This is a genomic window from Corallococcus macrosporus DSM 14697 (assembly GCF_002305895.1).
Lineage (GTDB): Bacteria > Myxococcota > Myxococcia > Myxococcales > Myxococcaceae > Myxococcus > Myxococcus macrosporus.
The window spans coordinates 7192909-7216900 of sequence record NZ_CP022203.1 but is presented as its reverse complement, the minus strand read 5'-3'; the positions used below and the strand labels follow the sequence as shown (position 1 = coordinate 7216900).

The following is a 23992-nucleotide window of genomic DNA, read 5'->3' as shown; positions in this document are numbered from 1 at the left end:
TCAGGTGAAGAGCAGGGGCCTGCACGCGCGGGCCAGTTGCAGCGCGTCCCGTGCGAGCGTGTACGAGTCCCGGTCCTCCGCGTCCAGCCACGAGGCCCTGGCCACCAGGTTGGCCAGGTCGAAGCACAGGCTCGCGGTGCGGCGGGCCAGCCGGCTCTCCTTCTGGAGCGCCCGGGCATTCAGTTCGCACAGTTCGGCACACTGCCGCAGCAGGCGGACCGCTTCACTGGACAGCGGCTCGCCGCGCGCCACCCTGCGGGCCATGCCCTCTTCACAGGAAACCTGACACTGGAGGCTCGCGGCGATGCAGCGGGACACCTCCGCGTGCGCACCGCCGATTCTGGCTGCCAGCATCGAGGTCTCCTCCATCCAGAGCGACGACAAAGTTATGCACGAGGCGTCTGACGGCAACCCGAAGTGGGGAGCCCTCCGGTACGTGCTAATCGGTGGGACATGCCCAAGCTCACGCTCGTTCCTCCCGAAATCGAGGCGTACGCGGACGCGCACACCACTGCACCCGCGCCCCTCCTCGAAGAGCTACGTGACGTCACGTACGCGCGGATGTCCTCCCCAGGCATGCAGGTCGGGCCCGTCGAAGGCACCTTCCTGCGCCTGCTCGTCGCGCTCACCGGCGCGCGGCGCGTGTTGGAAATCGGCACCTTCACCGGGTACTCGGCGTTGATGATGGCGGAGGCGCTCCCGGAGGACGGGGCGCTCATCACCTGCGACATCGACCCCGAGGCCACCGACGTGGCGCGCGCCTTCTTCATGCGCAGCCCTCACGGTCGGAAAATCGACCTGCGCATGGGACCGGCGTTGGACACGCTGAAGACGCTCCAGGGGCCCTTCGACCTGGCGTTCATCGACGCGGACAAGCCCAGCTATGGCGCCTACTGGGACGCGGTGTTGCCGCTCGTGCGCCAAGGTGGGCTCATCATCGCGGACAACGTCTTGTGGTCGGGCCGGGTGCTCCAGCCGGAGGCGGCCAGCGACCAGGCCCTTGTCGACTTCAACGCGAAGGTGACGGCGGACCCGCGCGTGGAGCACGTACTGCTGACGGTGCGGGACGGGATGATGCTCGCGCGCAAGCGCTGAGCTCGGTAGCGCGTCAGGAAGCGCTCCAGCCACGGCGCGTCGTCTCGTGGCAGCCGCTCGCGGAGCGTCTCGGAGTGCTCGCGCAGGAAGTCGAAGGCGCCCGCGCGGGCGGACATTCTCCACGACTGGGGCCAGGGCCGCGAGCAGGTCGCGGCCTCGGCCCGGCGCTTCAGGCGTTGAGGACGGGGTAGGCGGCCAGCAGCTCCACGAGCGCGGCGCCGTACAGCCGCGCCCGCTTCTCCCCGAAGTAGGGCACCTGGCTCAGGGACTCCACGTCCTTGGGGGGCTGCGAGGCCAGCGCGTCCATCAGCGGATTGGTCAGCACCACGCTGGGCGTCACCTTGCGCTCGGTGGCCTTCTCCACGCGGAAGGCCTTGAGGGCCTCCTCGCGCTTGCGCTTGTTGGAGTCCCTGGGGCCCTTGGACTCGCGCTCCGGCGCCAGCTCGCCCCGGCGCGACCTCTCCAGCAGCTCGCGCACCACGGCCAGGAGGTCCTCGCCGTGCGCGCGGATGAACGAACCCCGCACGCCGGCCATCCGCGCCAGCTCCTTGGGGTTGGTGGGCAGCTTCACCGCGATGTCCCCAATGGCCATGTTGGAGAGCATCCGCCCCATGGGCACGTTCTCCTTCTCCGCCCACTCCAGCCGCTTGCGGTGCAGGGCCTGGGCAATGGCGTGCGCCAGCGTGAGCTGCACGGGGCTCAGCCCGGCGCGCGGCAGCTTGGGCTTGTAGTCCGCGCCCACGTCGGGGCGCGCCGCGGCCTCGTCGCACAGGCGCGCGCAGTCCAGGAGGACCTCCTCCAGGATGTCCGCCTCGCGGCAGGCGTCTCGCACCTGGCGGCCCAGCTCGCACAGGTAGCGCACGTCATTGGCGATGTACTCCCTCATGCCCGGGGGCAGGGGGCGGATGGAGAAGTCGGACTGCTGGTGCTCCTTCGGCAGCTCCACGCCCAGGCGCTCCCGGGCGATGTCCGCCAGGCCCACCTTGGGCCAGCCCAGCAGGGTGGCCGCCCGGTGGGTGTCGAAGAGGCCCTGGACCCGCACCCCCACCTCGGCGAGGAACTGGAGGTCCCCCTGGGCGGCGTGGAAGAACTTGGTCCGCGCCGGGTCGGCCATCAGCGGGGCGAGCATCCCCGGCACCACGCCCGGCTGGAGCGTGTCGAGCAGGAAGACCTCGTCATCGGTGGCGAGCTGGAGGAAGCACAGCCGGGCGCGGAAGGCGTGCATCGAATCCGCCTCCAGGTCCACGGCGATTTCACGCGCCTGTTCCAGCTTGTGGGTGGCGCTCTCTTCTCCCGCGGCGTCCACGACGTCAACGGCACCTTGTGGGTAGGTCGGCATTGCGGGGGGCAGGCTAGCGGACCGGGCTTTGGGATTGAGGTGTTTTTTCCCGGGCCGCCGCTAGGATGGCCACGCCGATGAACGACGTCCAGCGCCTGGAAAAGAGTCTGCTTGGCCACATGGGCCGAGCCATCGCGGACCACCGCCTCATCGAGGACGGGGACCGCATCATGGTGGGCGTGTCCGGAGGCAAGGACTCCTACACGATGCTGCACCTCCTGCGGGAGCTGCAGCGCCGCGCGCCCGTGAAGTTCGAGTTGCTGGCGGTGAACCTGGACCAGGGCCACCCCGGCTTCCCCGCGGACAAGCTGGAGTCGTACTTCCAGCGTGAGGGCTACGCGTACAAGCTGCTGAAGGAGGACACCTACAGCATCGTCCTGGAGAAGACGCCGCCGGGCAAGACGCAGTGCTCGGTGTGCTCGCGCATGCGGCGGGGCATCCTCTACACGGCGGCGGTGGAGCTGGGCTGCACCAAGATTGCCCTGGGGCACCACCGCGACGACCTCATCCACACGCTGCTGCTCAACCTCTTCTTCGCCGGCTCCCTCAAGGCGATGCCGCCGCTCTTGCGCAGCGACGACGGGCGCAACGTGGTCATCCGCCCGCTGTGCTACGCGCCGGAGAAGGACATCGCGAGGTTCGCGGAGCTGATGGCCTTCCCCATCATCCCGTGTGACTTGTGCGGCACGCAGGAGAACCTCCAGCGCAAGCGGATGCAGCGGCTGGTGGAGGAGCTGGGCAAGGAGATTCCCAACGTCCGCCAGAGCGTCCTCAACGCCATGGCGAACGTGCGGCCCACCCACCTGCTGGACAAGACGCTCAACCCCGACCCGCTGAACGCCAGCGAGGACGGGGCCACGACGACCGAACCGAAGGACACGCAAGGGAGCGCCAGCCCATGGCTCGAGAGCAGGCAGTGAAGGCGCGGAACGACCGCAACGGCGCGCTGGTGGAGGCCATGTTGCTGGCCGCCATGGCGGACGGCCGCGTCACGCAGCGGGAGATGCAGACGCTGCTCAGCCGCGTCCTGGAGCGCCCGGAGTTCGAGGGCACCCGGCCCGACGAGCTCAACGCCCTGGTGGAGACCAGCGCCGCGCGGCTGTCGGAGGCCCGGAACCTGGAGGACGTGCTCGCGTCGCTGCGGCGCCGGCTGCCGGACCACAAGAACCGGATGCTGGCCTTCGGGCTGGCGGCGGCGGTGGCGCTGGCGGACCAGCGCGCCACCCGGGACGAGCTGGGCCTGCTCAAGACGTTCCAGGCCGCGCTGGGCATCTCCGAGGACGAGGTGGCGCAAATCATCGACGTCATCGAGAACGGCGGCAGCCTGGCGGAGGCGCTGGGCGAGCCGCTGGAGCGGCTGTTCGCGGAGGTCATGGTGCTGGTCAGCGCCGCGGACGGGAAGCTCCAGGAGGCGGAGGCCCGGGCGCTGGTGGAGAGCTTCGCGGCGGACCCCCTCTTCGAGAACGTCAGCCCCGAGCGCGCCCAGAGCTTCGTCAGCGAGGCCGTGTCGGCCCTGGCCGCGGAGGGGCTGCCCCAGCGGCTCCACGTCCTGGCCCACGGCCTGACGACGCACGCCCAGCGGGTGAAGGCCTTCCGGCTGGCCACCAAGATTGCCCACGCGGGGGGCTCGCCGAGCCATCCAGAGCAGCGCATCCTGGACATGCTCCAGGCCACCTTCGGCCTGGCTGACGATGAAGTGGCGCGCCTGGGCAGGGAGGGGTAGTTAGGGGGTCGTATGACCCTGCAAGCCCCCGCGACGCCCCGGCATTCCTTCCGGTTCGGGCTGCCCCCCTCCCTGGGCAGCGAGACGGCGCGAGAGCGCGCGGACCGGCTTGCCTCGTTCCTGCAACGGGCGCTGGGCAAGCTGGTGGAGGTGAGCGTCGCCTCCAGCTATGAGACGCTCGCCAAGGACTTGCTCTCCGGCCGCGCGGACGCGGCCTGGGCGCCGCCCTTCGTCTGCGCGCGGATGGAGGCCATGGGCGTGCGGGTGGTGGTGCGCGGGGTGCGCCGGGGCATGTCGTCCTACCGGGCCGCCCTGGTGTGCCGGGCGGGCGCGGGCCTGACGGTGGAGCGGCTCAAGGGCACCTCCGCCGCGTGGGTGGACCGGGATTCGGTGGCCGGCTACCTGCTGCCCACCGCCTACCTCAAGACGCAGGGCCTGGAGCCGACGCGGGCCTTCTTCGCGCAGCACTTCGCCGGCTCGTACCAGGGCGCGCTGGAGGCGGTGCTGGATGGCAAGGCGGACGTCACCAGCGTCTTCTGTCCGCCGGCGTCCACGGGCCTGACGTTCGCCACCGGCGTGGAGGACGTGCTGGGCGCGGGCGCGGGCCGGCGCTTCGAGCTGATTGCGTACACCGACGAGGCCCCCAACGACGGCGTCCCGGTGGCCATGGGGCTGCCGCCGCAGCTCGTGACGTCGCTGGAGTCCACGCTGCTGAGCCTCCAGGCGTCGCCGGACGGGCAGGCGCTGCTGAAGGACATCTTCAACGCGGAGCGCTTCGAGGCCGCGCCGCGCATGGGCTACCGCGCGCTGTACCGCGTGGCGCTGGCCAGCCTGTAGCCCCGCAGCGAGGTGCCATATTTTCGCTGCCCTGCCGCCGCGCGCGCTGGGGCAGGATGCGCGCATGTCCGAATCCAAGCGCTACGAGGGTGGTTGCCACTGTGGTCAGGTCCGTTACGACGTGAGCCTGGACCTCGGTCAGCCCCTGCTGTCGTGTAACTGTTCCATCTGCCTCAAGACGGGGATGCTGCTGAGCTTCGCGCCCGCCGAGCAGTTCAACCTGCAGAAGGGCGCCGAGCACATCACCGACTACCAGTTCGGCAAGAAGGCCATCCACCACATGTTCTGTGCCACGTGTGGCGTCCGCTCCTTCGGGAAGGGCACGATGCCGGACGGCAAGGAGATGCGCGCCATCAACGTCCGCTGCCTGGATGGCATCGAGCTGGACGGCCTGCAGGTGATGAAGGTGGACGGGAAGAGCTTCTAGTCCACTGCCTACTTGCCGCCGTCGCCCTGGCCCCCCGGGCCCTTGGGCGGCGGCCGCTTCGCGGCGGCGGCCTCCGTCGTCATCGTCCGGGCGGGCTTCGCCGGGGCGGCGGGCTTCGCGCCGGGCGCGGCGGACGGTGGGCGGGCCTGCGCGGCGGGCCGCGCCTGTCCGCCGGGCACGGGAGCCGCCGCGGGCGAGGAGCCACCGCTGCTCCCGGGGGGCCGGGCCGTGGACCGGGGCGCCCGGGCCGCCTGACGCGGGTCGAAGTTGATGACGGTGGGCTCGGTGGCGAAGCGGTCCTCCTCCAGCTCCTCCGCGTACATGCCCCGCATGAAGGCCGCCAGGTGCGCCGTCGTCGCGTGCAGCTTCTGGGTGAGGAGGAACTCCTCCAGCGCGAGCTGCAGCTCGCCCGCGGTGGAGAAGCGCTCGTCGCGCTTGCGCGCCAGCGCCTTGAAGACGATGGCGTCCAGCGCCTTGGGAATCTCCGGCACCACCTCCGACGGAGGGACAATCTTCGTCCCCACCACCGCCTTGAGCGTGGCCAGCTCCGTCTCGCGCTTGAAGAGGCGCTGCTGCGTCAGCAGCTCGTAGAACACCGTCCCCAGGCCGAACACGTCCGAGCGCGAGTCCAGCGGCTCGCCCCGGGCCTGCTCCGGGGACATGTACGCGTGCTTGCCCTTGATGGTGCCGACAATCGTCTGGGACAGCTTCCCGGACGCCTTGGCCACGCCGAAGTCGATGAGCTTCACGCCGCCGTTGAAGCCCACCAGCACGTTCTGCGGGGACACGTCCCGGTGGATCAACGCCAGCTTGCGGCCGGACGGGCTGCGCGCGTTGTGGGCCGCGTCCAGGCCCGCGGCGGCGTCCGCGATGATGCGGCACTTGAGGCCCAGGGGAATCATGATGCCGCGCTGCTGCGCCCGGGCGCCCAGGGGACCCACGGCCTCGCCGTGCACGTACTCCATGGCGATGAAGTACTGCCCGTCCACGTCCCCCAAGTCGTATATCTGCGCGATGTTGGGGTGGTTGAGGTGCGCGGCGATGCGCCCCTCGTCCAGGAACATGTCGATGAACTCGTCGTCCTCGGACAGGTGGGGCAAGAGCCGCTTCACCACCAGCAGCTTCTGGAACCCCACCGGCCCCTTCTGCCGGGCGAGGTAGACGGCGCCCATGCCGCCAATGGCGAGTTTCCGGAGGAGCTCGTAGCGGCCGAATGTTTCCACGACGTCCGCCACGATACCCGCGCCAGGTGGGGACACGGAAGTCCACGGCGCATCATTTCAATTCTTCCATGGAATTCCGTGTTGAGGCCGGGGCGGACCCGACCTCGACCCGGGGCCCTCGTGGCCTACGGGGCCGCGCAGACGCTGCGGTAGCGGACCTCCACGGACTGGCCGGCCAGGGGGATGGCCCCGGGCTGGAAGACGATGGCGTTCTGCTCCGCGTCGTAGACCCACTGCGTCGCGGGCACCGGCTGGCCCTGGATGCGCACGCTCATCTCCCCCAGGCCCGTGGGCGCCGCGGTGAGCGGGAAGTCCGCCTGCGGCTCACCGGCGCGCTGGATGACCTGCTCCAGCAGCCCGTCGTAGCTCTGGCCGCAGACGTTGGCCACCTGGCCGCCCGTGCCCTGGGCCACGGCGGTGAAGCGGGGCGCCCCGCTGCCCGCGGTGGCGCAGGCCGCGTCGGTGGGCACCAGGCCGTAGAGCTGGCTGCGGTGCGACATGCCGGTGCCCTTCAGCGTCTGGAGGAACTGGATGTAGCTCTCCGGGCCGAAGCCGGAGTTGTCGTCCTCGTCGGCCAGCACCACCACCGCCATGCGGGCCGCGGCGCGGAGGAAGCCGGCGTTGCCGTCGTTGGGCTGCGGGGTGCGCAAGTCGTCCATCTGCTCGGACAGGGGCGCGGAGAGCGCCTGGCGCATCGTCTCCAGGCCCTGCACCAGGTTGTGGCACATGCCCACGCCCAGGTTGGCCTGGATGTCCGCGGCCGCGTTGGCGCTGGTGCTGGACACCACGCGGGGCCGGCTGCCGTCCACCGGGAAGAGGCGCCCGGCCTCGCCGCCGTTGGCGCCGCCGCCGCACTGCGGACCCCGGGCCACCAGGCCCGTGCTGGTGACGCCCACGCGCACGTCCACGCCGTTCGTCTGGGCCGTCTGGAGCCACTGCGGAATCGCCGCCTGCAGGCGCTCCTGGTACGGCTGCATGGTGGTGGTGTTGGACACCACGAAGAGGACGTCCAGCTGGCTGTCGGTGCCCTGCGTGTAGCGGTCCACCTGGATGCCCTCGTGGTTCGTCTCCGCCAGCAGCGGCACCAGGTAGGGCGACGGCTCGTTGGCCGTGCGCAGGTACAGCGGGCTGAAGTGCTGGCCGTGCACGTTGCGCGCGTAGCCCACCTCCAGCTCGAAGCCCTCGCCCGGCCCCAGGGTGACGGGGGCCGTCATGGGCGTCACCAGCGAGAACTGGTTGCTGGTGCCGTGGCCGATGTCCGCGCCCGTCACGGTGATGGGGCTGCTGCACCGGTTGGCCACGTACGTCTTCCGGGGCATCGCGGCGCAGTCGTAGCGGATGGGCCCGAAGTCCACGAAGGACGGGGTCGCCACCAGGCAGCTCTGCCGGGACACGCCCCTCAGCGGCAGGCGCACCGTGGGCGCGGCCGGGTTGCTCACCGTGAGCTGCAGCTCGCCGGTGTAGTCGCCCTCCGCCTGCGGCCGGAAGGCCACCATGGCGCTGAAGCCCGTGTCGTACGCCACCACGCCGCCGGTGAGCCGGCCGCCGGGCATGAAGAAGACGCCGCCGCCGTCATTGCTGATGTGGATGTCCTTCACGGCGCACTCGGCGCTGCCCGGGTTGCGGAACTGGAAGCCCAGCACCGCGCCGCGGCCCGGCGTCACGTTGCCGAAGTCCATGAGGGGCTGCGGCACCAGCTCGTAGACGCACGGCGCGGTGGCGCGCGCGCGGCCGGTGAGGATGATTTCGCGCTCCGGGTTGAACAGGTCATCCGAGCGCACGCGCAGCGAGGCCGTCCACGTGCCCGCGGCGGTGGGCTCGAAGTAGACCTTCAGCTCCAGCGCGTCCGCGCCGGGGGCGATGGGCAGCCCCGGGTTGGCCTCCAGCACGGGCCAGACGCCGCCGCTCCACGGGTAGGCCTCGGCGCCGCGCGTGGGCACGTCCACGCTGAACTGGGGGCTGTCCCCGCCCGACGCCACGCCGGTGAAGAGGAGGTTGCCGTTGGTGCCCGCGTTGGAGATGCGGATGACGCGCTCCACCTTGCCGCCCACCGGCACCTCGCCGAAGTCCAGCGCCACCGGCGTCACCGCCAGCGTGGGCCGGCCGCCGCGCGCGTCCAGAATCACCTGCGACTGGCGCGCCTTGTCGGACGTGTAGTGCACCGTGAGGTCGCCCACGTTGGGGCCGGAGTAGCGCGCCGCGAACTCCATCTGCATCTCCACGGTTTCGCCCGGCCCGACGGTGGAGCCCTCCGGCCGGGAAACCGGCACGAAGGCATGGTCGCTGGTGACCAGCCGCTCCACGGTGACGGGGCGCCAGGTGATGTTGCGCGCGCGCGTGAAGGACTGCGTGCGCTCGTGCACCGGAGTCAAGTCGAAGGGGACGGGCGCCGGGTCGAACACGAAGGCGGAGGCCACCGAGTTGCCCTTCAGCTCCACGGTGGACGGCGTGCAGCCCGCACAGGAGAGAATCTCCAGGCGCGCGCCCATGTTGCCCAGCGCGCGAGGCAGGTATTTGGTGCTCACCTTCCGCGAGGACAGCGGCGGGATGGTGACGGTGTCCGCGGTGAACGGCTCCGCATGCGTGCCGGCGACGGACAGCGTCAGCGGCAGGTCCACCGGGTTCGTCACCGTGACTTCCAGCGTCCGCTCGCTGTCCACCTCGAGCGTCTCGTAGTCCAGGAGGGGCGGCTCCACGCCAATCTGGGTGGGCGTGCCCATGCCCATCACCTGCACCCGGGCCTCCTGGCCCTGGTTGGCGTCCGTGGTGACGTGCACCGTCTCCGTCGCCAGGCCCTCGGTGAGGGGGTGGAAGCGCACGAGCACCACGTGGGACTCGCCCGGCATCACCCGAGCGCCTTCCGTCAGCTCCACCTCGAAGGACGGGTTGTTGGCCAGGCCCAGCGCGTCCAGGGCGGAGAAGGGCACGTAGCCGACGTTGCGGATGCGGACCTCCCGTTCCCGCCACTCACCCACGGGCACTTCGCCGAAGTCGAGGAGGTTCGAGTCCACCACCGCGGTGGCCTGCACCGCGCGGGTCTCCTTCCCCTCGTGACATGCCGTCCCGAGCGCCACGAGCAACGCCAGTGTGAGTCCACGCCCTGTCAGCCCCATCCGCATCTCCCGCTCCCCACCCTTCTCCCCACACGCACCCGCCTGGTCCCGGTGCGTGATCCGCCGCCTGCTCCTCAATCAATTCGCGTACCAACGCAGGGGCCAAGGGGCAGGTTCCCTGATTTCAGTAGGTTGGCGCTCTGGCAGTGTTGGGATGGCGGCAATGAGGAATAGCGCTACCCTGGAGGGTGAAAGACTTTCCCGTCCTTCTGTCGGTGAGGTGAGGTAGGTGCTTGTCAGCGGATGAGGCGAAGTAGCGCCTCCGCGACTACCGCGGGTTGTTCCATGTGGACGTGGTGTCCACCGGGGATGTGGAGCGGCGGGTGGGCGAGCGTGTGGAGCGCCTGGACGCGGCTCCGCATCAGGCCTTCATCGTGGCGCAGGCCGCCGGTGGCGAGGAGGAGCTGGAGAGGGCAGGCGATGCCGGCCTGGAGCGCCAGCCACTGGGCCTCGTCGTAGCCCATGCCGAAGCGGCGGCGGTGGCGCGGGTCGAAGGTGAAGGCCACGCCGCCCTCGAAGGGCTCCGTCCCGTGTCGGGCCAGGTACAGCGCCGCGTCCCGGGTCAGCGTGGGGCTGTTTTCGAGCAGCCTCGCCGCGGCGGCCTCCACGGTGGGGTAGCGCTTGCGGTTGGGCGGGCGGCGCGCGTCCTTCAGGGCGCTGCGCAGCCGCTCCAGGGCGCCTTCCGCGGGGCCACCCGCCGGGCCCAGGCTCTCGATGAGCGTCACGCTCTGGACGCGCTCGGGCCGCGCGGCGGCGTAGGCCTGGGAGACGATGCCACCCAGCGAGTGCCCCACCAGGTGCACCGCGTCCAGGCCCAGCCCGTCCAGCGTGGCCTCCACGTCCAGCGCGTAGTCGCTGAACTGGTAGGTGGCGCCGGGGCCCACGTGGGCGCTGCGGCCCATGCCCCGGAAGTCGAGCAGCACCAGCCGCCACGAGGCCGGCAGGTGCGGGAGGAGGGCATCGAAGCTGTGGGAGTGGTCCAGCCAGCCGTGCAGGAACAGGACGGCGGGCGTGGAAGCGGCGCGGCGCTGGCGAACGTGCAGCGCCAGGCCTTCGGCATCAAGGGTGAGGGATTCGAGCGCGTCGGACACGGGGCCTCCTGCCCCGTGCCTTACCCGGTTCACGCGCCCCGGAGAACCGTCATCCACGCCCGGGCGTGGCCCGCGCTCAGCGGGGCCCGGCGGGTTGCCGCGGCGGCCCGCCCGAGTCGGGCCGGGAGAGAATCATCGCGAGCTGCCGCGCCTGGTTCTCCGTGGCGCAGCGGTACTCCTGCTGCTTGCCGTTGTCCTTCTCAATTCGGAGAACCCAGACATCGTTTTCCTTCGTCACGTTCGCCTGCTGGGACATGTGGCGGTTCCTCCCCGCCGCGGGGAGGAGCATGTTTCATGCCGCACGGCTTGTACGCCTCAAAGGCCCGAATTTCCGGCGCTGAAGCGGCCTGCCCGCCGGCGGGGTGACAAAATTTGTGCACAGTTGCGACAAAATTGGCCGGAAAGCCTCGCATAGATTGCATAGCGCCCCAGGGCGGGTCTGCCTTTACCCTGTTACAACCCGCAGTGTCAGGTGTCCTGGGCGTCGGGCCATTCCCAGGCGGAGCGGTAGCCGCCGTGGGCCTGGGTGCCTTCGACGAAGCGGGCGTAGAAGGGGTGTCCGCTGAGGGTGGCCGAGTCACCGACGACGAAGAGGTGACGGCGGGCGCGGGTGAGGGCCACGTTCATTCGGCGCAGGTCCGTGAGGAAGCCGAGCTGGCCCTCGCTGTTGGAGCGGGTGAGGGAGACGATGACGGCGTCCTTCTCCCGGCCCTGGAACGCGTCCACGGTGTCCACCTCCACCTCCGGGCTGAGCGCCTCGATGCGCTCGCGGAGTTGGTGGGCCTGGGCGCTGTAGGGGGTAATCACCGCCAGCTCGCGGGGAGACAGGCCGGCGGCGAGCAGGGCGCGCACGCGGGCCTCCACGAGGCCGGCCTCGCCGGGGTTGAAGAGGCTCTTCGTGGTGGGCTCCACCTCCTCCTCGAAGCCCTTGCCGGCGGTGTCCAGGTAGAGCACGGGGGGCGCGTCCACGTCCGCGCGGGGCGTGAGGACGGCGTCCAGCGTGCGGTCCGCCACGGAGGGGTGGGCGCGCAGCTCGCCGCCGTACATCTCCCGTGAGGGGAAGTCCATGATGCGCGCGTTCATCCGGTACTGCTCGCGCAGCATGCGTTTGACGCCCTCGCCGTGGTCCTTGAGCAGCCGCTCGAAGAGGCTCACGCCCAGGCCCGCCTTCGCGGCCTCCTGGGAGAGGACGGTGGGCGGGAGCTGCTGCGGGTCTCCGGCGAGGATGACGCGGGGCGCGCGCAGGAAGCCGAGCAGCGCCAGGGGCTCGGTGGCCTGGGTGGCCTCGTCGAGCAGGGCCAGGTCGAACTGCTCGCCGGAGAGCACGCCGGAGTCGAGGCTGGAGAGCGTCACGCAGATGACGTCCGCGTTGGCGAGCACGGACCTCACGGCCTTGCGCTCCAGGGCGCGGGCCTCGTCGAGCATGCCCTTGGCTTCACTGGTGGAGGCGCGGGCGTTGGCGAAGCGCTCGCGGCTGCGGCCCTGGGTGCGCTGGCGGCGCGCGTAGCCCAGCAGGGAGTAGGCCTCGTCGAAGAGGTCGCGGGAGACGCCGCGGTCCGGGTGGGACTCCACGACGATGTCCAGCGTGTGCTCCTGGAGGCGCGCGGCCACGCGGGCGGGGTGGCCCACGCGGATGGCGCGCAGCCCCTTGTCCAGGCACAGGTCCAGCAGGTGGTCCACGGCGGCGTTGCTGGCGGCGGTGCACAAGAGGCGCTTGCCGTCCGCCACGGCCTGGGCGGCGATTTCAGCCAGCACGGTGGACTTGCCGGTGCCCGGGGGGCCGTGGACCAGGAAGAAGTCCTCCGCGGCGAGCGCGCGGGCGGTGGCGTCCTGCTGCTCGGGGTTGAGGGGGCGGGTGGGCTCGAACTCGCGGGGCTTGTCGTAGCGGGGCGGCTCGTTGCCCAGGAGGACCTCGCGCCGGTGCCGCTCGGCGCCCTTGTCCAGGGCCTTGATGCGCTGGAGCCCGGCGCGCAGCCGGTCATAGGTGACGTCGTTGGGGACGACGTCCAGGCGCAGCAGGCCCTCGTGGACGTAGGGGGGCGGGGAGCGGTCGAAGGCGAGCTGGATGCGCGTGGCGGTGGCGCGGGAGATGAGGGCGCGGGCGGGCTCCTTCACCTCCGCGCGGCGGGGCAGCACGGCCACCAGGTCGCCGTTGTGCAGGCGGGTGGGCAGGGGGCGGCGGTCCGCGCGGCCCAGCGTGACGAGGAAGCGGCCTCCCAGGCCGACCTCCTCCTCGATGGACTCCAGGTCCAGGACGGACAGGCCGTGCTCCTCGCGCTCGTGCAGCGTGAGGCTCTGGGCGAGCGCGGCCAGGCGGGCTTTCTCGGCCTCGCGCTCCTGGGCGAGGAGCGAGCCGAGCTGGTCAAAGAAGGAGACGTCACGTGCCATGGGCACGTCATGCCACCGGGGCGCGGCTTGGGCCAGTGGGTCCGTATCCCGTTGTCCTGGGGAGGAACTGGGGTCTCGAATAGAGTGCTGGGATGGGAATCCCCAAGGACTTCATCGAGTCCATCCGGATGCGCCCCGCGATGTACTGCGGGGATGTTGGCGAGTACGGGTTGCACCACCTCGTCTACTTCCTCCTGGATGTTGCCTACGAAGAGGCTCGCCGTGGGGAGTCTCGGGACGTGGTGTTGGAGTTGGGAGGGGACGGCTCCGTTGCGCTCTGCTCCACGAGCCGCGTGGTGTCTGTCGAAAACCTGGTGGCGGTGGCGACGGGAGCGAGCTCTCTGGGAGTGAGAGCTTTGGAAGGGCCGCCGGATGACGGCTGGGGCTGGGGCAGCATGCTCGTCGTATCCCTGGCCCTGTCTTCACGCTACCAGGTGGACACGTGGGCGGACGGGCAGCAATGGCGTTTGCTCGGAGAACACGGCCGCCCCCTGGGCGAACCGTCCAAGGTGACGCCAAGGGAGCCCATGCCTGTCCCAGGAGCGCGGGGGATACGCGTCTACTTCGTCCCGGACGCCACCATCTTTGAAGTGCTTGCCTTTGACCGGGCCCGCCTCTCCAGGCGCTGTAATGAACTCGCGGCGCTCGCTCCCGGCCTGCGCGTCAGCTTCGTCGGTGTCGGGAACGGTGAGCGCAGCTTGTGGCATCTACCTGGGGGTGTGGCGCAGTGGGCCCACTCCCTCACGGAGGCGCAGCCTCGCCTGCATCCCGAGCCCATCGCTGTCGACCTCGAGTGGGGCGAGCTGCGTGTGCAGTGCGCATTTCAATGGTGCGAGGGCGAGGCGCATGTATTGCGGTCGTTCGCCAATACCGTGCGCACGGTGCGGCATGGTGCACATGTGGATGGGCTCATCCAGGCGCTGAGGAGTGCACTGGCGAAGCTGGCGGGGACGCTCCGGAGGGAGTTCCCCTGGTCGCGGGTGTCTCAGGGGTTGACGGCCATCGTCGCAGTGAGCGGCCCCCAAAGAAGGATGGCGTTCGCAGGGCCTACGAAGGAGCTGCTGGCCATCGTCGGGTTGGAGGATGCCATTCGCAAGCAGCTCAAGCCCCGCTTGGTCGAGCGGCTTCGAAATCACCCCGTGACGCCAAAGCTCCTGGCCCGGCGCAAGCCCGTCGCGAGGTAGCACGCCGAAAACAGCTCGGGCCGGCACCCCGCGAAGGGGACACCGGCCCGGCGCCTGAGTCAGCTCAAGCCGTTGCTACTGGATGCGCCCGCCGCTCACGACCAGCGCGTAGTTCGCGTCCAGCACGCGCGTCGTCAGATTCGTGTCCTCGACGATTTCGTCGCCAATCACCTCCACGGTCCAGGTGCCGGCGGCGGGCTCGACGAGGAACACGTTCTCCACCGTGTCCACCGTGTTCGACACGCCACCCGACGTGGAGACGTTGCTCGCCGTCAGGCCGTTGTTGCCCCAGTAGACGATGCCGGAGGGAGACGTCACGCGCAGCGACAGGTCGTTGATGCGCGCCTGCGCCGCGCCCACCGTGCCGGCGGGGTCGGTGTAGACCATGGTGACGTTGAGCTCCTTCTGTCCGGCGGGCACGGCGACGCGGTAGGTGTTCGTGCCGAGCGGCAGCAGCGTGTCCGTCTCGTTGATGATGCTCGTCACGGCGGCGCGGTCATACAGGCGCTTGACGTCCGCGGTGCCCCAGCCCTGGCGCGCGCGCGTCAGGTCGCCGTTGGAGCCCCCCGCGGTCCAGTTGTAGCGGTGCGCCATGTTGATCATCAGCGCCTTCGCCGTGGCCATCTTCGGACGGCTGGCGAAGACGTCCGCCCCGCCGCCGAAGCCCGCCCAGACGCCCTCGTGCCACATCTGGAACAGCAGGCCGAAGTGCCCGGCCGTCTGCGGCGTGGCCGCGCTGGTGCCGCCGAAGTTGGTGTAGGACGTGTTGCTGGTGTTCGACGCGGACCGGATGGAGTCGTAGTAGTACGACAGGTCCGGCTTGAGCCGGCCGTCCGCCGCCGGGCCGATGCTCGCGCCGCCGTTCCACCGGTCATCCCCGCGGTTGGCGTTGTTGTAGTGGTACATGCCGCCCACCGACACGATGTTCTTCGCCCACGCCTGCGGGCGCGAGCGCTGGGTGCCGGTGTTGCTCTGCGACTGCGTGCTGAGGATGGGGTACTGGAACAGGTAGTCATCCACCTCCGCGGAGATGGTGGTGTAGCCCGTCACCTGCGTGCTGCCCACGCTGGAGGTCTGGAACACGGCCCGGTACGGTCCGGCCGGGTCGATGAGCTCCCGGTTGATGTCGTAGCGGGACTTGGGGCCGCCGAACTGGGAGGACTCGTTGTAGCGGAAGAAGATGCCCTGTCCGGAGGGAATCAGACCGCGCGCGTCGCCGTCCACGCCCCGGGCGAAGTTGATGCTGTAGCAGGCGCTGCCGTGGAAGCCGCCCGTGGTGCTGGTGCTGTGGATGATGGGCGGCGCCGCCCACTCCTGGTGCGTGGTGCGCAGCTCGGTGTCGAAGATTTCGCCGCGGACCCCCTGGCCCGTGAAGCCCGCCACGCCCTCCAGGTAGGTCGCGCCGCCCACCTCGCGGACGTTGTTGTTGTCCGTCTCACCCGGGCCACCCCACCGGTCGACGTACTGCACGGCGTTGGAGCGGACCAGCCGCTCCAACTGGGACTGCGTGAGCGTGGCCTCCACGCGCAGGCCGCCCGCCTCGACGAGCTCCACCGTGCCGCCCAGCGTGCGGACCAGCGAGGCGACCTCGCCCTGCCGCGCCGCGCCGCGCTCGCCCACCATGATGGAGTACCGCTGCGGCTCCAGCTTCAGGGCGCGGCCCTGGAGGGAGTCACGCAGCACGCCCTCCACCCGGTACTCGGGATGGTACGCGCCCACCCAGCGCACGTAGGGCAGCGTGGCCACGCGCTTGTGCGTGGCGGGGCTCATCTCCACCAGGAAGGTGTGGTCGGTGAGGAAGCGCAGCACCTTGCCCCCCGCGGCCGTGATGGCGTCGCGGAACTCCGGCAGGGGCGTGGCGTGGAACTGCACCAGGTGCAGCGTGTTGTGCGCGTCCGCGGACAGCACGCCCGCCACCAGGGGCTGCGCGCCCCGGAGCGGGTCGAAGCGCGCGTGCGCCAGCCGCACCAGGTACTCGGTCGTCTGCACGCGGCCCAGCAGCGCCACGCCGCCCTGGCTGTAGGCGAAGTGGTCCTGGCGCCCGCCGTTGGCCGTCTCCTCCTGCCAGGTGTGGAGCTGGACGGACGTGCGCGGCACCTCGAGCGTCTTCAGGGCATGGATGGGCCGGGCCGTCCGGTGGAAGACGTGCCCGGTGCTCGTGGCAAGGGCGTACGCGCCGCTCGCCGCGAGGTCGAGCCCCTTGGCGAGGCGGGCCTTCTCCACCTCGGCGCCGATGAGCAGCCGCGCGGGGCCGAGCGACGAGGCGCTTCGGATGATGTCCGGGCGCGCGTCCGGCGGGTTCGCCGCGAGCGCCGTGAGCGGCGCGGACAGGCCCCAACCGAGGGCCAGGAGGGACAGCGGGGACAACGAGGACGGCATACGCATGGTGGTGTCTCCGTGAAAGGGCACTCCGTGCTGCACGACGCTTGAATCCTTGAAATGAAAGATGGTCTTGTTAGTCTGATTAATCTGATTGTGTCAATGCGTGCCCAAGCATGGGGATTCATTGGGATGGCAGGTGTTTGTGAATTGTTTCGGACAGTGCTGATTTCGCGGATGTGTCGGCTTGGCTGTCTTTTTCGCGTGACACCGTCGCGACTGGGCGCGGTAGACGTCAGGCCGCCTCGCGCGGAGGCGTCTGGGGCGGCACGTCATGGACCTCGTTCTCTTCGTTGGCTTGCAGGGCTCGGGCAAGAGCAGCCTCTACCGGCAGCGTTTCGAGGCCACGCACGTACACGTCAGCAAGGACCTGTGGCCGCATGCCGTCCGCAAGGAGGCCCGGCAGCGCCGGTACGTCGCGGAGGCGCTGGCCGCGGGGCGCTCGGTGGTGGTGGACAACACCAACCCCTCTCAGGAGGTTCGCGCGCCGCTCATCGCCCTGGGACGTGAATACCAGGCACGTATCCTTGGCTACTACTTCGCGTCGAACCTGGAGGATTGCCTGGCGCGCAATGCCTTGCGACAGGGGCGCGCCCGGGTGCCGGAGGTGGCGTTGCGCGCCACGGTGAAGCAGCTCCAGCGGCCCCGGCTGGAGGAGGGCTTCGACTCGCTGTACTACGTGACGATCGACGCCGAGGGTGGGCTCCGCGTCGAACCCTGGAAGGAGGAACCCGATGGCCCCGCGTGACGGCCGGCGGACCCAGACGCTCCGGCGGCGGCTCAAGGTCGACTCCGAGCTGCCGATGAAGGAGGCCTACGAGCACCTGGTGCGGGGCCTGCTCGCGGCGCCAGGGGCGGAGGCGGACTGACGCACTGGAGGCGTCTCAGCCCGCCGTGTCCGGCCCTCCATTCAGGGGCAGGACCTTCCACAGCCGGGGCTTGTCGTATTGAGGCGGAATCATGCCCAGCGGCCAGCCCTCGGCGGTGACCTCCGCGTACTGGTAGCTGCGCCCGGCGTAGCGCAGCGCGGTGCCCTTGCCTGGGAGGCCCACGCCCACCGCGGCGTGGGCCAGCGGGTCCGAGTACAGCACCACCGCGTCGACACCCACCTGCCGCAGCAGCATCACCGCGAGCACCGCCTTGGAGTCGCAGTCGCCCCGGTCCTCGGCGGGGACCAGGGCCGGTGGGACGATGCCGAAGGCTTCCTGGTCCGGCAGTTCGTACTGGATGCGCTGGACGAAGTTGATGACGAGCTGCGTGGCCTGCGCGGCATCCAGCCCCCGCTCGCGGATGGAGGTGACGAATTTGTCGCCCAGGGCGCGCACGGGCTCGGCGTTGGTGCGCATCAGCTCCTCGTAGATGCAGCGCATGTCCGCGCTGCAGCCGGGCGGCGCGTTGAAGGAGAAGCGCTCCTTGCCCAGGGCGCGGTAGTTCAACCTCCGGCCCAGCGCCGCGTGCTCGTCCGCGAAGGTTCGCGCCAGCGCCGTCCCCAGGCCATAGGCGACGTGATGCTCGGGCGGCTGGATGCTGTCCGCCCGCCAGTCATGGTCCCGGGCCCGCTGCGGCGGGGTGCCCGGTGGGAGGAGCACCAGCCCCAGGTCCACCGCACGCGCGCTGGGGGGCTGGCCGGGCTCGGGCGGCGCGATGTCCATGCCCGCCAGGTGGCCCAGCGTGCCCAGGCCACAGCAGCAGAAGCAGCTCGCCAGGCTCACCAGCGCGAGCATCCACTTGAAGAACGTCTTCACGCGGGCGCGCGCAGCGTCCCTTCGGGGAGCTGGGGGAAGGGGATGAGCCCGTTGAGCGCCGCCTGAAGCCCCGGCGCCGTGAGCAGCGCCAGCACCAGCAGGATGGCGCCGAGGATGAGCGCCGCCGCGACGTTGCCCTTGCGCACCTCCGCCAGCTCGTCGATGCCCGGCGTCATCCGGTCGAACAACAGCACACCCGTTCCGAGCACCGTGACGCCCACGCCCAATGACAGTCCCACATGCAGGACGGCCACCGCGACCAGCCGGCCGACCACCATCAGGTGCAGGGGCGGATTCTGCACCGTGAGGTCCAGCGCGTCCGACGTGGCCTGCACCGCGTGTTGGACCAGCAGGCCCAGGGACACCAGGCTGGCGGCGTGGACGAGGCAGGCGGCGACGTTGCCCTGGCGCAACTCCTCCACGGGGTTGGCGCCGAGGATGCGGCTCAGCCCGCGCAGCGCGAGCCAGATGCCCAGCGCGGCGACGAGGCCGCCGAACACCACCTTGATGAGGCCGACGAAGAGGAGGACGAGGTCCATGATGGGCGAGGCGAGCCGGGCGCCCTGGAGTGAGCGCCCGGCCACGCACTCTAGCCCGAGGTCACTGCCGGCCGAAGGCCTGCGTCCAGTAGTGCCGGTAGGTGCTGGACGGGGCGTTGTAGTAGCCGACGCCAATGTCGAGGAGCGCCGGGTTCATGATGTTGTTGCAGTGCCCCGTGCTGGCCATCCAGCCGTTCACCACGGCCAGGGCCGTGGCGTAGCCCGCCGCGACGTTCTCCGCGGCGTTGCGGTACGAGTAGCCCGCCCAGTTCATCCGCTGCCAGGGCGAGGAGCCGTCCGAGCCCGTGTGGCTCATGAAGTTGTGGGTGCCCATGTCCTTGGAGTGCTTGCGCGCGGCACACCGAAGCTGGGCGTTGTTGGTGAGCGGGGGCGCGGGCGGCCTGGCCACGCCGCCACAGACGGCGCCCGCGGCGCGGCGCTCGTTGACGAGCACGAGCACCTGGTCTTCGAGGGCCGTCCACGCGGCGTTCCACGTCGCCACGTCATCGCAGTACGCGGCGGCGGTGACGGTGGCGGACCCTCCCTGCGTCTCCACCGGCGGGATGACGACGCCTTCGCCAGTGGGCGTGTCTGGCATTGCCTCCGGCTCGCCACAACCGGTGAACAGCGCGGCGCCCAGGACGACGACAGCAAGAGGACGTGAGTTCATGACTGCTCCTTTCCACGGGGTGAGGAGCGCCATCCTCTCGCTCCCCACGCCCGCATCGAAAGGCGCTGTCCGCACTCACGCCGGCAAGCGTCTACTCGTGTGCTTGGAGGACGTTGAGAGCCTTCAGGAGCTGCGAATCTCTATTCAACGCGAAGTCTTCCGTGGTGGGCGCAATCTCATCATCCGGGACAATTCCCACGCCATGGAATGTGGAGCGATCAGGCCAAAGAACTTCCGTCCCGGTGTACATGAACCGGAAGCCGCCGGGGAGCACCAGGTTGGTGATGCTGCCATTGGTGCCCGCGCTGCGCTGTCCCACCACGCGGGCGCGGTTCGCCGCGACCAGCATGGTGGAGAAGTTCTCCGCCGCGGACACCGAGCGAGGCCCCACGAGCAGCACCATGGGCCCCGAGTAGGCGCGCGTCGCGCTTCCGGTGAAGGCGTACTGGTCCTCGTGGATTTCATGCTGGTCCGGGCCCGTCCAGCGGCCCACGCGGAAGATGGGACTGACGTACGGGCCCTGGATGAGATGCGAGATGAAGTCGTAGTGGCTGAAGCCGGGATAGCCGCGCATGTCCACGATGAGCCCTTGCGCGCTCGCGGCCGTGTCGAGGTGCTGGAGCGCGGCGTCCAGGTCCGTCGTCACATCGCTGCTCATGGTGATGTAGTAGAGCGACGGCGCGCCCAGGTCGCCCAGCCAGCCGCTGGCGCGCCTTGAGGGGGAGACGCCGAGCGCCTCGACGATGTTGCCGCCTGCATGGGGCTGGGCCTGCACCGTGCGCTCGGTGCCATCCGGGCCGCGCATCACCAGGGACAGGGGCCCCGTCAGCTCTCGCAACCTCCGCGTGGCCAGCTCGTGCCGGTAGCCGTGGGTGGCGGCGGAGGTGCGCGACAGCTCTTCCGCGTACCACTCCGCCGTGGAGCGCTCGCCCACTCGCACCAGGGTGTCTCCCGGTTGGAACTCCGGGACCAGGGAGCGTCGGACGACCACGTCCCCGCCAGCCACCTCCTCCAGCAGGGCGGGGAGGATGCCGATGACGGGCGACGGTGACGCGTTCACGAAGACATGCCCGTCCTGGAGCACGTTGCCGAAGCGGCGCAGGAGCTGGCGCGTGCGCTGCGTGTTCACGGGCGCGGTGTCCACGGCGGCCAGCGTCTCCTCCAGGCGCGCGTCGATGCCATCCCCCACCACGTGGAAGTAGGGGAAGAAGCGCCGCACGGCCCCGTGGACGATGAGGAGCGACGCGCGCGCGATGCCAGCCGTCCGCGCCACCTGGGCGTTCGAGCCCGTCGGGAGCCGGCGCCGCGCCATGCCCGTGCGAGCGACCGCGGCGCTCCGCTCCAGCGCGGCGGGCGCCTCCTGGCTGGGAAGCTCGCGCAGGCTGTCCGCCACGACGGCGGGCAGTGCCTGGTCAGCGGGAAGCTGGTCGGGAAGTGGACCTGCGCCATCCTCGAGCCGTGAGGTCCGGATCGACAGGCCCACGGTCCCCAGGGGCGCCCAGCGGGACTCGGCGACGGCCGTCAGCACGGGCTCACCCCACAACCAGGCGCGTCGCGCCGTGCGCAGGTCGATGGCGAAGCGCGCCGCCGCGGGCGGCAGCGAGGGGCCCGTGAGCAGCGCGACGGGCAGGTCCGCCGCTCCCGAGGCGGCGTAGTCCGGCGCGGCCAGGAGGGCCGTGGAGTTGCTGTAGACGTTCTGGGCGTTGTGCTCGTCCGTCATGCCGTCATGGACGCGCACGCGCGCCGAGACGCGAGGGATGGGCCGGTTGCTGACGACGGCGATGGCGTGGGCCAGGGCCTCCTCCAGCCCTGGCGCGTCCGGCAGGCCGCGCAGGTCGATGGCGACGGCCCGCGTGCCGGCGGGAAGGACGAGCTCGCCCGTGCCGGGACGGAGGATGGCGACCGTGTCGGCCTGCTCGACCTGCGCGGCGGGGAGGGGCGCGGTGGCGGTGGCGTCATGGGCACAGACGGAATCCAGCGCCTCCGCGTAGGCCCGCGCCACGCCGTTCCAATCCACCGTGGTCCCCTCCAGGGCGGTGGTGAGCGCCGTGTCGATTTCCCGATAGCTGCTCCCGGGGCTGAAGAAGCGGACCAGGGCGTGGGCCTCGGACATCGCCAGCGCGGACGAGGACGAGGACGAGCTCGCGACGCCGGGCGTGACGTGGGGGCACCAGTCCAGGGCCTGCGGCGGCGGTGGCTCGGTGGGAGGGGAGGGTGGGTCGTCCCCGCATGCGGAGTGGAACGCACAGGCCGCCGCGAGCAACCATCGGGCGAGCGGGGACCTGGCGTTGCTTTCAGGCATCCTCATGTCAGTGCTCTCTTTCGGGGTGTGGTGGTGAGGCGGTCGCCCGCGAAGGAACGGTGGGCGCCTGTCTCGTATATCGGCGGCGCCCGGGGGGAATTGAAGCCCGCCACGCGTCTCCTCTACGGTGCCGCCGCTCCATCATTCCCCAGGGGAGACTCGCGGCGCATGTCGGTTCCAGCAAGTGATTCAGACGCCAGCGGACGCGGGACGGGCGCCCTGTGGCTCTTGCGACGCCACCCGGCGTTCCGGGCCCTCTGGGGCGCGCGAGTCATCTCCTTCACGGGGGACTCGCTCAGCCTGGTGGCGCTCATGTTGTACGTCGCGGAGCAGACGGGGCAGGCGCTGGCGGTGTCAGTGCTGCTCCTCGTGGGAGACTTCGCACCCGCCTTGCTGGGGCCGCTCACGGGCGCCATCAGCGACCGGTTCGACCTCAAGCGGGTGATGCTGCTGTGCGAGGTGGTCCAGGGCGCGCTGCTGGCGCTCATCGCCTTCACCCTGCCGCCGCTGCCGGTGCTGCTGGTGCTGGTGGCCGCGAGGGCGATTGTCGGACAGGTGTTCCAGCCGGCCTCCCGGGCGGTGGTGCCCGCCCTGGTGCGCGGCGAGGACCTGGAGGCGGCGAACGCCAGCGTGGGATTCGGGACCCAGGCGGCCGAGGCGCTGGGGCCGTTGCTCGCCGCGGCGATGTTCCCGCTCGTGGGGCTCCGCGGCGTGCTGCTGGTGGACGCGGCGTCCTTCCTCCTGTCCGCGGTGCTGTTACGGGCCCTGCCTTCCGTGTCACCGGCGCGGGAGAAGGACGCGCCGCCCGTGTCCTTGTTCCGGCAGGCGCGGGACGGGTTGCTCTATCTCTGGCGTGCCCGGGTGGCCCGCGTCGTCGCCCTGGGCTTCTGCGCCGTGGTGGCCTTCAACGGCGTGGACGACGTGGCCCTGGTGCTGCTCGCGAAGGACACCTTCCAGGCCGGGGACTCCGCGGTGGGGCTGCTCCTGGGCGCGGTGGGGCTGGGGCTGGTCGCGGGCTACGCGCTGATGGCGCGCCTGGGCGCGGGCGCGGTGATGCCGGTGATGCTGGTGCTGGGCTTCGCGGTGAGCAGCGTGGGCAACCTGCTGACCGGCCTGGCCTGGGCCGTCTCCGCGGCGCTCGCGATGCAAGCCGTGCGAGGCGTGGGCATCGCGGCCATGGATGTCGCCTGCCACACCCTCATCCAGCGGTGGGTGCCGGCCGGGATGCGGGGCCGGGTGTTTGGCAATCTCTATGGGGCCATCGGCGTGGCCGCGGGGCTGTCCTACGTCGCCGGGGGGCTGTTGCTCGACGCGACGTCAGCCCCGGTGACGCTGCTGGTGGCGGGGGCTGGCGGAACGCTGGCCACCCTGGTGGTGGCCTGGCGGCTTCCGGGCGCGTTGCGAGCCGAGGCCGCGACGCGCGCGCCGGATTGACGCCTCAGACGAGGCGCTTGCCCTTCACGAGCTCCAGGCCCACCGGGTTGCCCCGGAAGTGGATGGGGTCCAGCATGACGCGGCGGATGCGCCAGCCCTCGGACGTCTTCTCCACGTCGTGCGTGTAGCGGATGACCACGGTCCACTCCTGCTGCACACCACCGGCCGTGAAGAAGTGCGCCACGTCCGCATAGGCCATGACCTGCGCCTCGGTGTCGTTCTTGAAGTGGGTCCGCACCGTGTTCGCCGTGGCGTGCTGGACGCGGGTGAAGGCGGCCAGGGCGTCGCCCCCGAGCTTGCCCATCTCCTCGCGGGCGATGGTGATGGGCTCGCCACCGAAGAGCCGGCTGTAGTCCGCGACCACCTGCGGGGTGAAGGCATTCACCCAGCGGCTCCAGTCACCCGTGTCCTTGCCGAAGTCGATGGCCTGCCCGTACTCCGCGACCAGCTCCTGAATGGCAATCCAATCCAGGATGTACTGCGTGTCCTTCTCTCTCATGTGC

At 70.6% G+C, this 23992-nt stretch carries 22 protein-coding genes; 9 read left to right on the top strand and 13 right to left on the bottom strand.

The annotated features are described in order from the left end of the window. The gene (locus MYMAC_RS29065; protein WP_239989072.1) at positions 1-354 is read right to left on the bottom strand and encodes a four-helix bundle copper-binding protein; all 354 of its coding nucleotides are present in this window, start codon (positions 352-354) and stop codon (positions 1-3) included. A gap of 99 nt (positions 355-453) precedes the next feature. On the opposite strand from MYMAC_RS29065, the gene MYMAC_RS29060 reads away from it, so the two are divergent. Beyond that, positions 454-1095, top strand: a complete 642-nt coding sequence (locus MYMAC_RS29060) for an O-methyltransferase (RefSeq protein WP_095960432.1) — start codon at positions 454-456, stop codon at positions 1093-1095. 169 nt (positions 1096-1264) lie between these two features. On the opposite strand, the gene MYMAC_RS29055 is transcribed toward MYMAC_RS29060, so the two are convergent. Then, positions 1265-2434, bottom strand: coding sequence for a ribonuclease D (locus tag MYMAC_RS29055; protein ID WP_095960431.1), 1170 nt, complete (start codon positions 2432-2434; stop codon positions 1265-1267). A 65-nt stretch (positions 2435-2499) separates the two neighbouring features. On the opposite strand from MYMAC_RS29055, the gene ttcA reads away from it, so the two are divergent. The 4 genes from ttcA to MYMAC_RS29035 all read left to right on the top strand — a co-directional run bounded on the left by ttcA (position 2500) and on the right by MYMAC_RS29035 (position 5421). Beyond that, complete coding sequence (ttcA, locus tag MYMAC_RS29050) at positions 2500-3354, top strand: tRNA 2-thiocytidine(32) synthetase TtcA (RefSeq protein ID WP_043710397.1); 855 nt, start codon at positions 2500-2502, stop codon at positions 3352-3354. Further along, positions 3333-4157, top strand: coding sequence for a TerB family tellurite resistance protein (locus MYMAC_RS29045; protein WP_095960430.1), 825 nt, complete (start codon positions 3333-3335; stop codon positions 4155-4157). The genes ttcA and MYMAC_RS29045 overlap by 22 nt, the downstream gene beginning before the upstream one ends. Before the next feature lie 12 nt (positions 4158-4169). Next, positions 4170-4994: a phosphate/phosphite/phosphonate ABC transporter substrate-binding protein gene (locus tag MYMAC_RS29040; protein ID WP_013938328.1), complete on the top strand. Its 825-nt coding sequence runs from the start codon at positions 4170-4172 to the stop codon at positions 4992-4994. 64 nt (positions 4995-5058) lie between these two features. Next, positions 5059-5421 (top strand): GFA family protein, encoded by a 363-nt coding sequence (locus MYMAC_RS29035; RefSeq protein WP_095960429.1) that lies wholly within the window; start codon positions 5059-5061, stop codon positions 5419-5421. A gap of 8 nt (positions 5422-5429) precedes the next feature. On the opposite strand, the gene MYMAC_RS29030 is transcribed toward MYMAC_RS29035, so the two are convergent. From MYMAC_RS29030 to MYMAC_RS29010, 5 genes are all read right to left on the bottom strand, one after another. After that, positions 5430-6680, bottom strand: a complete 1251-nt coding sequence (locus tag MYMAC_RS29030) for a serine/threonine protein kinase (protein WP_095960428.1) — start codon at positions 6678-6680, stop codon at positions 5430-5432. 89 nt (positions 6681-6769) lie between these two features. Beyond that, positions 6770-9763, bottom strand: a complete 2994-nt coding sequence (locus MYMAC_RS29025; protein ID WP_095960427.1) for a choice-of-anchor D domain-containing protein — start codon at positions 9761-9763, stop codon at positions 6770-6772. A gap of 230 nt (positions 9764-9993) precedes the next feature. After that, on the bottom strand, positions 9994-10848 hold the full coding sequence (locus MYMAC_RS29020; protein ID WP_095960426.1) for an alpha/beta fold hydrolase: 855 nt from the start codon (positions 10846-10848) through the stop codon (positions 9994-9996). Positions 10849-10924: 76 nt separating this feature from the next. Then, positions 10925-11104: a hypothetical protein gene (locus MYMAC_RS29015; RefSeq protein WP_013938333.1), complete on the bottom strand. Its 180-nt coding sequence runs from the start codon at positions 11102-11104 to the stop codon at positions 10925-10927. A 212-nt stretch (positions 11105-11316) separates the two neighbouring features. Beyond that, a complete protein-coding gene (locus tag MYMAC_RS29010) occupies positions 11317-13236 on the bottom strand; it encodes an AAA domain-containing protein (protein ID WP_095960425.1) in 1920 nt (639 codons plus the stop codon). A gap of 92 nt (positions 13237-13328) precedes the next feature. Here MYMAC_RS29010 and MYMAC_RS29005 point away from each other — a divergent pair, with 92 nt between their 5' ends. Further along, positions 13329-14420 (top strand): DNA gyrase subunit B, encoded by a 1092-nt coding sequence (locus MYMAC_RS29005; protein WP_095960424.1) that lies wholly within the window; start codon positions 13329-13331, stop codon positions 14418-14420. A 75-nt stretch (positions 14421-14495) separates the two neighbouring features. Here the strand turns inward: MYMAC_RS29005 and MYMAC_RS29000 are convergent, their stop codons facing one another. Continuing rightward, entirely contained in the window at positions 14496-16805 is a 2310-nt protein-coding gene (locus MYMAC_RS29000; protein WP_095960423.1) for a S8 family serine peptidase, read from the bottom strand. 268 nt (positions 16806-17073) lie between these two features. Between MYMAC_RS29000 and MYMAC_RS28995 the strand changes: the two genes are divergently transcribed. Beyond that, entirely contained in the window at positions 17074-17547 is a 474-nt protein-coding gene (locus tag MYMAC_RS28995; protein WP_095960422.1) for an ATP-binding protein, read from the top strand. After that, a complete protein-coding gene (locus MYMAC_RS38445) occupies positions 17534-17668 on the top strand; it encodes a hypothetical protein (protein ID WP_275663033.1) in 135 nt (44 codons plus the stop codon). The genes MYMAC_RS28995 and MYMAC_RS38445 overlap by 14 nt, the downstream gene beginning before the upstream one ends. Before the next feature lie 15 nt (positions 17669-17683). Here MYMAC_RS38445 and MYMAC_RS28990 read toward each other — a convergent pair whose 3' ends face one another. The 4 genes from MYMAC_RS28990 to MYMAC_RS28975 form a co-directional block, all read right to left on the bottom strand. Further along, positions 17684-18544 (bottom strand): hypothetical protein, encoded by an 861-nt coding sequence (locus tag MYMAC_RS28990; RefSeq protein ID WP_095960421.1) that lies wholly within the window; start codon positions 18542-18544, stop codon positions 17684-17686. Then, a complete protein-coding gene (locus tag MYMAC_RS28985) occupies positions 18541-19128 on the bottom strand; it encodes a DUF350 domain-containing protein (RefSeq protein WP_013938340.1) in 588 nt (195 codons plus the stop codon). The genes MYMAC_RS28990 and MYMAC_RS28985 overlap by 4 nt, the downstream gene beginning before the upstream one ends. A 16-nt stretch (positions 19129-19144) precedes the next feature. Beyond that, positions 19145-19753 carry a CAP domain-containing protein gene (locus MYMAC_RS28980; RefSeq protein WP_043710409.1) on the bottom strand — a complete coding sequence of 203 codons (609 nt, stop codon included), beginning with the start codon at positions 19751-19753 and terminating at the stop codon, positions 19145-19147. Positions 19754-19844: 91 nt separating this feature from the next. Continuing rightward, positions 19845-22061: a S41 family peptidase gene (locus MYMAC_RS28975; RefSeq protein ID WP_239989071.1), complete on the bottom strand. Its 2217-nt coding sequence runs from the start codon at positions 22059-22061 to the stop codon at positions 19845-19847. Positions 22062-22223: 162 nt separating this feature from the next. Between MYMAC_RS28975 and MYMAC_RS28970 the strand changes: the two genes are divergently transcribed. Continuing rightward, entirely contained in the window at positions 22224-23489 is a 1266-nt protein-coding gene (locus MYMAC_RS28970; RefSeq protein WP_239989070.1) for an MFS transporter, read from the top strand. 4 nt (positions 23490-23493) lie between these two features. Here MYMAC_RS28970 and MYMAC_RS28965 read toward each other — a convergent pair whose 3' ends face one another. Further along, entirely contained in the window at positions 23494-23988 is a 495-nt protein-coding gene (locus MYMAC_RS28965) for a nuclear transport factor 2 family protein (RefSeq protein WP_157757572.1), read from the bottom strand. Between the last annotated feature and the right edge of the window lie 4 nt (positions 23989-23992).